The organism is uncultured Campylobacter sp. (assembly GCF_938018035.1).
Taxonomy (GTDB): Bacteria; Campylobacterota; Campylobacteria; order Campylobacterales; family Campylobacteraceae; genus Campylobacter_B.
The window spans coordinates 1-4,935 of record NZ_CALIJF010000038.1 but is presented as its reverse complement, the minus strand read 5'-3'; the positions used below and the strand labels follow the sequence as shown (position 1 = coordinate 4,935).

The 4,935-nt window shown below is 47.2% G+C and carries 5 protein-coding genes; 3 read left to right on the top strand and 2 right to left on the bottom strand.

Annotation, left to right across the window (positions count from 1 at the left end):
- The 3 genes from Q0257_RS01220 to Q0257_RS01210 all read left to right on the top strand — a co-directional run.
- The coding region (locus Q0257_RS01220) for a hypothetical protein (RefSeq protein ID WP_298020532.1) at positions 1-946 on the top strand (946 nt) is incomplete at its 5' end.
- A 214-nt stretch (positions 947-1,160) separates the two neighbouring features.
- Entirely contained in the window at positions 1,161-1,325 is a 165-nt protein-coding gene (locus tag Q0257_RS01215; protein ID WP_298020529.1) for a phosphohydrolase, read from the top strand.
- On the top strand, positions 1,322-1,603 hold the full coding sequence (locus tag Q0257_RS01210; protein ID WP_298020526.1) for a hypothetical protein: 282 nt from the start codon (positions 1,322-1,324) through the stop codon (positions 1,601-1,603). The genes Q0257_RS01215 and Q0257_RS01210 overlap by 4 nt, the downstream gene beginning before the upstream one ends.
- Positions 1,604-1,760: 157 nt before the next feature.
- On the opposite strand, the gene Q0257_RS01205 is transcribed toward Q0257_RS01210, so the two are convergent.
- Both Q0257_RS01205 and Q0257_RS01200 read right to left on the bottom strand, forming a co-directional pair.
- A complete protein-coding gene (locus tag Q0257_RS01205) occupies positions 1,761-3,089 on the bottom strand; it encodes a M48 family metallopeptidase (RefSeq protein WP_298020523.1) in 1,329 nt (442 codons plus the stop codon).
- Entirely contained in the window at positions 3,065-4,387 is a 1,323-nt protein-coding gene (locus Q0257_RS01200) for an MATE family efflux transporter (RefSeq protein ID WP_298020519.1), read from the bottom strand. The genes Q0257_RS01205 and Q0257_RS01200 overlap by 25 nt, the downstream gene beginning before the upstream one ends.
- Between the last annotated feature and the right edge of the window lie 548 nt (positions 4,388-4,935).

Below are 4,935 nucleotides of genomic sequence, written 5' to 3'. Positions count from 1 at the left end.
GATTGCAGGAGCAGGGTCAAATTTGCGTCAGCAATTTCATCTTCCATTTTTTGTGGGCGGATTCGTTTGCTCGGCACTGATTATTGTTGTTGCCTTTTTGGATTTTGAACGCATTTTGGAAGTTATTGGTGTCTTTACTCCATTGATTGTCATTATGATTGCAATTATTACTGTGTATACCTTTGTGGGAAAGAGCTATGACTATGCAAGACTGGATGAGGTGGCAAAGAGCATTCGACCGGCAACCAACAATGTGGTCGTTTCCGTGATTAATTACTTCGCTCTCTGCGCAGTCAACGGTGTGTCAATGGCCTTTGTTATGGGTGGTTCAGAAAAGAGAATTAAGGAAGCAAAAATTGGTGGTGCCTTGGGTGGATTTATTGTGGGGCTGATTGTGATCGCAGCAGCATCTTCACTATTTGCCCATTTGGACATCATTAAGGATGCCGATATTCCAATGCTTGTCATTGTTAATCGCATCAATAAAATTTTTGCCCTGATCTATGCCATCACTATTTTTGCCTTGATCTTCAATACAACATTTAGTTTGTACTTTGCGACAGCAAGAAGATTTGATGGTGGAAGTGTCAATAGGATGCGGATAATCTTGATTGCACTGGTTGTATTGGGTTATATTTGTAGTTTCTTTGGATTTAAGACCTTGGTATCGATTATGTATCCAATTCTAGGTTATATTGGTTTTATAATGTTGATGGTATTACTAATTGGGTGGATCAAAGAGAGGTCAAATATTAGAGATGAGAAGTTTTTGCGTCGCAAGATGATTCGGTTGATCACAAAAAAATATGATGATGAACAGGAATATACGAAGGCAGATAAAGAAAAATTTCAGAAGCTGGGTGAGGATTCAATAGTTGATACTAAAAGTATTAAAAGCGATATCAAAGATCTTGTCAAAGAGCAGTTCACTGATGATAACAAATAAATAAAGTTCAAAAAAATAAAGAAAGAACGATTATTTGAATTGGTTGAATTTTAAAGGGCGGTAAAGGATTTCGCTTGAAATAAAAAGAGCTCGGAAAACCTTGATTAGCCTAATTTAATATAATGATTTTAAAAAGATTAAATCAAACATATTTTCTGTTCTTTATCGTAAAAATTTCAAAATAAAAGCAACTATGAATTTAAAAAGGACAAAGATGGATCGCAAAAATGAGCCTGCAAATTTCAAATCCGCGGATGATGAGATGTTTGCGTTTTTATCGAGCTTGGGCGATCGCTGGCAGGTAAGCGAGGGCAGAGCGCACTTTATAGAGAAAAAAATTTTACCTTCATCGGCTCCAAGCCTGTCTTGCGAGGTTTGAAAGATTACGCGACTGCGGACTGCCTGAGCTTTGCCGGTGCCAGAAGCTTCATAGACGCAAACCCCGCGGCAAAAAAGAGGATTTTAGGCGGCGAAATCTGCTATCTGGGCGATAGTCTAACGAGCGCCGAGGTTAAATTTGCGCCCGAATACTTTCACGATTTTTTAAAATTTATAATGGAGCAGGTCCCCGAACACCACTATTTTTTCAGCCCTACCGCGCGCTGGCTCCTGCTGGTTGCGATGGAGAAATACGTGGAATTTGCGGCTTTAGATTAGTTTGTGCCCATGAAAATTCGCGAAATTTCGCCGCCTGTATCGCACGAGTTCGGGGCGGGCTGCTACGGCGCAGCAAAAAGATCGGTTGAAATTTATCGACTGCGGCAAGAACTGTGCCGCAGTGGCGTGAAATTTAAACGGGCGCCCCGTTTGCGAACTAGCCCTTGCCTAGCTTGATACGTGCCTTAAAATCGGGCATGATCTTCGCGATGAGCGCGTAAAAATCCGCTCCGTGGTTTGCGTGGATGAGGTGCGCGAGCTCGTGTAGCACGACGTATTCGACGAAGCGCGGATCCCGCTCTATCAGGCTTAGCGAGAAGCTGAGATAGCCCTTGGCGTGGTTACAGCTGCCCCAGCGCGTCTGCATTTTGCGCACCCGCACCCGCGCGATCTTGCGGCCTATCCGCGGGGAAAATTTCGCGATATAGCGCAGATAAAGCTCAAGCGCAAAGGCCTTTTTAAACGCCGCAAACTCGCCCTCGCTCTCGCAAAAGATCGCGCCCTCCGATACGAAAATTTTATCTTTAAATTTAGAGCTTTGGATAAAATTTTTAATCGTAAAATCGGGCTCGTCGCGCTCCTCCGCTTGCGCGCTTTGCGCTACATTTTGCGGCGCGTTTTCGCTCGCGGATTTTGAAGTTTTTTCGCTAGCGACCGAAATTCCTTCGCCCACGATAGAACTAAAATTTGAAATTTCTCCGTTCGCAGCGGGTTTAAATTTTGAAATTTCATCCCCTGCGGCAGGGTCAAATTTTAAAATTCCGCCCCTTGCAGTGGAGTTAAATTTACCTGCGTCGTCGCTTTGTGGAGCGCACCCGTCCGAATGAAATTTTAAAATTTCACCGCAGGATTGCTCGCGGACATTTTGCGTCGCCGTATTTATAAACCCGCCGCTTTGTCGCATTGCGCTTTGCTGTGCGAGCCCTTGCGCCGCATCGTCCGGTAGGTTAAATTTCAAATTATCGCTCGCTGTGCCATTTTGCGAGGCGCACTCGCCCGAGTGAAATTTTAAAATTTCACTTCCCGCGCCGTCATTCATGCCGCCCGCACCGTTATTTGCGCTGCCGCTCACATCGCTTCCCGCGCCGCTTTGTAAATGAGCCGAATTTACGCCTCCCGCGCCGCTATTCGCATCGCCATTCGCCCAGTTCGTGCAGCCTTGCGTGCCGCCATTGTCTAAATTTTTATTCGCGCCGCAGTTTGCGCCTAGCTCAGCCTCGCGGCTAAATTTCAGCTTGTAAATTTTGCCTAAAATTCTAACCTCGTCGCTTGCTAAAAGTTTGCTTCGCAGTCGCTCTAGCGTTTGGCGGATCCAGCTTTCGTGCTTTAGGATGAAGTCTTTCGCTTGCGCCGCGGTGTAGGAGCGCGGCACGCTCACACTGATCTCGCAGTCCTTGCTAATGCGGATGCGCGCGTATTTCATCCGCTTAAAGCGCAGGCTGATCGGCAAGCCTAGCAAATTTAGACTAACTTTTTGCTCTGCCATTTTTTACTTATCCATCGCGCCGTATTCGCGCTGCCGCGCAGCCACTCGTCGCAGAAAAACCCGATCCAAACGCCCAAAATTCCATACCCCAGATGAATGCCCAAAAGCCAGCCCACGGGGATCGAGACGCCCCACATAAAGATCACGCCCATCGCAAAGGGAAACCTCGCGTCGCCGCTTGCGCGCAGGGCGTTTACGAACACGATATTAAGCGTCCGCCCGAACTCAAGCCCGAGCGTTAGGTAAAAAAGCGGCCGCATAACCTGCTTGTGCGCTTCGCTTAGGCTCAACATCTCCATGATCTGCTCGCGTGCTAAAAACACGATCGCGACGAAAAGCGCCGTCGCCCCAAGCCCGAAGCGCAGCGCGATAAAAGTGTGCCGATACGCCTCCTGCGGCTTGGCGGCGCCTACGAGGCGGCCTACGATCACTTCGTTTGCCATACTGATCGCGCTTCCGCCGAAGAAGATGAATGATGAAATTTGAAAATAGATCGTCTGCACGGTAAGGCTCGCCTCGCCCATGCTCGCGACGAAGGCGAAGGCGACTAGATACTGCACGATCCACAGCATGTTTTCGCCCGCGCTCGGAAGCCCTACGGATAGAATTTTACGCAGCGTGGCGAGCTTGATCTTTAAAAACATCGTGAGGTAAAATTTTATCTTTAGCACCTTCGTGATGATGAGGAAGAATAAAAATACGCCGATCATGCGCCCTGCGATCGTGCTCACGCCGATGCCCTCAAGCCCGTAGTACGGCAGTCCGAACGGCCTAAAGAGCACGACGTAGTTGCCCGCGAGCGTTACTAAATTCATCACCAAGGAGACGGCGATAATGAAATTTGCGTATCCGTAAACGCGCACGATGGCGCTAAGCACGATCGCGACGGCGTCTATCGCAAAGACGATGCTGATGACCTTAAGATAGATCGCGCTTTCGCTCAAAAGCTCGGCGGGCACCTGCAGCGCGTGCAGCAAAAACGGCGCGCAGCTAAAGACGAAAACGCCGCTACAAAGCCCCACGAGCGCGTTGAATGCGATGCTCGTGTGGATCGCGCGCATGGCTAGGACTTTGTTTTCCGCCCCGAGCGCCTGCGCTACGAGCACGGAGCAGCCCACGGCCAAAAAACCGAAAACGGTGACGAAGAGCAAAAATATCTCGTTGCCCGCCCCCAGCGCGCCTACTAGCGAGACGTCCACGCGCGAGATCATGTAGGTGTTGATAAACGTGGTCACGAGGCGCAAAAACATATCGATGTAGATTGCGAGCGAGAGCCTTAGTAGCGAGATTTCTTTCATATTTTGCCTTTATTTGCGGGAAATTGTAGCCGAAAATTCTTTTAGGTTTGCTTTTGTATCAACATCGGCTATTTTGTGCGTAATCGCTCTTTTACATACTTTGCCCTTTGCCTATTTTTCCTTAAAATATTCCATCCACAAAAAAAATATTCGTACGGCAAGTTCGATAACATGGAGTGCTAAACTTTCGCTGCATAATTCTATTAATTTGGCTGTAAAGTTATAAATTTCAATTAGTAGAATTTTGCAATTTTACATTTTAAAATCTTGTTTAAAACTCTAGTTGTGCAAATCCTGATTTTGTTGAACGTACTATTACGTTTACGTATAAATGAAATATCTTGGGGGCAGAAAGGAGGCTTGAATTGCGAGGTCGCTCCCCTTTCCGCCCCCAAACCCCCACCTAACCCCCGACGACGCTTTATAAGGGGCGGACTACGTCCGCGCTAAATTCTATGCGAGGCAAGGTACGGAGCGCAAATTTAAACCCGAATTAAAATTCTAACTATTTACCGCAATTTGATATAAACTCGGCAAAATTTTCCCAA